The following is a 2,382-nucleotide window of genomic DNA, read 5'->3' as shown; positions in this document are numbered from 1 at the left end:
GGACGGCGCAGTGCCGTCCGGGGCCGCCGGGGCCGGAGGTGGTCAGACCTTGAGGTACTTGCGCAGGGTGAAGAACGCCGCCACGCCGGCCATGCCCATACCGACCACGATCAGCAGCGGTATCACCGCGAGCACCGAGCCGAGGCCGATGAAGTGGATGAACTGCACCCGGTCGGCCAGCCAGTTCTGGACGAAGAAGTGCCCGCCGACCAGCAGCCCGGAGGCCATGGCCGCGCCGAGCAGCGCGGAGAACGCGGCCTCGGCGATGAACGGCATCTGGACGTAGAAGTTCGAGGCACCGACCAGGCGCATGATGCCGGTTTCGCGCCGCCTGCTGTACGCCGACACCCGGACGGTGTTGACGATCAGCAGCAGGGCGACGAACAGCATCAGCACCATGATCACGAAGGCCGCCGTCTGGAGGCCGTTGAGCAGGCCGAACAGGTTCTCCAGGATCTTCCGCTGGTCCTCCACCGACTTGACGCCGGGTTTGCCGGCGAAGGCGCTCTGGATGACGTCGTACTTGGTCGGGTCGTTCAGCTTGACCCGCCAGGACTGCGGCATCGCGTCCGGGCCCAGGACGGAGATGAGCGGGTTGTCCGGGTTCATCTCCTTCCAGTGCTTGTACGCCTCGGCGGAGCTCTCGAAGGCCGACGACTGGACCACCGAGTCCATCTTGTCCAGCTGGGCCTTGATGTCCTGCACCTGCTGGTCGGTGGCCGCACCCTTGTCGCACTGCGGCGAGTTGCGCGCGTCCGACTTGGTGCAGAAGTAGATGCTCACCTCGACCTTGTCGTACCAGTACCCCTTCATGGAGTTCACCTGGTCGCGGACCAGGAGCGAGGAACCGGCCAGGGCGAGGGAGAGCGCGACACTGACCACGACCGCGATGGTCATCGTCAGGTTGCGGCGGAGACCCACACCGATCTCCGACAGGACGAACTGGGCACGCATGCGGGTAACAACTCCAGGGTCGGTACTGCTGGTCTGGCGACGCGGGCGGACGGCCCTACGGGTTCAGCGCCGGCTGCGCCGGTCGGTCAGTGCTGGTATCCGTAGACGCCGCGGGCCTGGTCGCGGACGAGCAGCCCCTTGTCGAGCTCGATGACGCGCTTGCGCATCTGGTCGACGATGGCCTGGTCGTGGGTGGCCATCAGCACCGTGGTGCCGGTGCGGTTGATGCGGTCGAGCAGCTTCATGATGCCGACCGAGTTCTGCGGGTCGAGGTTGCCGGTGGGCTCGTCCGCGATCAGCAGCATCGGACGGTTCACGAACGCGCGGGCGATCGCCACGCGCTGCTGCTCACCACCGGACAGCTCGCCCGGCATGCGGTCCTCCTTGCCGCCGAGGCCGACCAGCTCCAGCACCTCGGGCACCACCTTGTTGATGGCGCTCTTGGGCTTGCCGATCACTTCGAGGGCGAAGGCGACGTTCTGCGCGACCGTCTTGTTGGGCAGCAGGCGGAAGTCCTGGAAGACGGTGCCCAGCTGGCGGCGCATGTGCGGCACCTTCCAGTTGGACAGCTTGCCGAGGTCCTTGCCCAGCACGTGCACCTCGCCCGTGGAGGGGCGCTCCTCGCGCAGGCACAGGCGCAGGAAGGTGGACTTGCCCGAGCCGGACGAGCCGACCAGGAAGACGAACTCACCCTTCTCGATCTCCAGCGAGACGTTGTCCAGGGCGGGACGGTTCTGCTTGGGATAGGTCTTGGAGACGTTGTCGAATCTGATCACGGCTGCATCACGGAGGCCATCCTAGGCGGCGCCAGTCCTCGGTCGGTCCACCCCGGGCGCCCGGCCCTGGGGCGGGTGGCGGGAGCGGAAAGGGCCGCTCCCGGTCTGGGACCATACGCGAATCGTCGGTCGGCGTGCAGGGCCCGCCCAGGACAGCCGTCGAAATCTGGGGGAGAATGTCTGGTTATGCCCCGAAAATTGGGAGGCATCTCACAGCCCGGGAGCCGGAACGGTCAGAACCTGGCAGAGTGGAGGTGGCGTCCGTGTTCGGGCGCTCCCCCGCACAGGGCAAGAAGAGGAACCAAAGCCCCGTCCGGTGCGTTGGCTGTAGCAGCGAGGAGGAGATCGCATGACCTGCGACCATCTGGTGTGCGCCAACTGCAACGGCCGCGTGAGTGACGGGCGCTGCGCGGTCTGCCGCGCCAACCGGGCCCGGCTGCAGGAGCAGCAGGGTCCGTTCGCGGCGTTCTCCCCCGCGATGCTGCTGGCCCTGCTGGCCGGTCTGCTCGCGGTGGCGCTGATCGCCCGGCAGGCACTGGCCTGAACCCACCGAGGCATACGAAAGGGCCCCCGACCACTGCGGTCGGGGGCCCGTTCGTATGCCTGCGCCTTCTGCGCGGCGGTCTCGCGCAGGTTGCGCCAGCGGATGCCG

At 67.6% G+C, this 2,382-nt stretch carries 3 protein-coding genes; 1 reads left to right on the top strand and 2 read right to left on the bottom strand.

Going from position 1 to position 2,382, the window contains the following annotated elements; genetic code table 11:
* Positions 1-42: 42 nt before the first annotated feature.
* Positions 43-954 carry a permease-like cell division protein FtsX gene (gene ftsX, locus ACFV6I_RS39120; protein ID WP_063349174.1) on the bottom strand — a complete coding sequence of 304 codons (912 nt, stop codon included), beginning with the start codon at positions 952-954 and terminating at the stop codon, positions 43-45.
* A gap of 86 nt (positions 955-1,040) precedes the next feature.
* Complete coding sequence (gene ftsE, locus ACFV6I_RS39115) at positions 1,041-1,730, bottom strand: cell division ATP-binding protein FtsE (RefSeq protein ID WP_063349173.1); 690 nt, start codon at positions 1,728-1,730, stop codon at positions 1,041-1,043.
* A gap of 349 nt (positions 1,731-2,079) precedes the next feature.
* On the opposite strand from ftsE, the gene ACFV6I_RS39110 reads away from it, so the two are divergent.
* Positions 2,080-2,274, top strand: a complete 195-nt coding sequence (locus ACFV6I_RS39110) for a hypothetical protein (protein WP_063349172.1) — start codon at positions 2,080-2,082, stop codon at positions 2,272-2,274.
* Positions 2,275-2,382 lie beyond the last annotated feature (108 nt).

It is taken from the genome of Kitasatospora sp. NPDC059803, assembly GCF_042732255.1.
In the GTDB taxonomy this organism is placed as follows: domain Bacteria; phylum Actinomycetota; class Actinomycetes; order Streptomycetales; family Streptomycetaceae; genus Kitasatospora.
This window is presented reverse-complemented; position numbering and strand designations above follow the sequence as displayed.

What these genes read in the sequence shown, in the direction of transcription:
- ftsX (WP_063349174.1), bottom strand. Translation starts at nt 954, where the DNA reads ATGCGTGCCCAGTTCGTCCTGTCGGAGATCGGTGTGGGTCTCCGCCGC.
- ACFV6I_RS39110 (WP_063349172.1), top strand. Translation starts at nt 2,080, where the DNA reads ATGACCTGCGACCATCTGGTGTGCGCCAACTGCAACGGCCGCGTGAGT.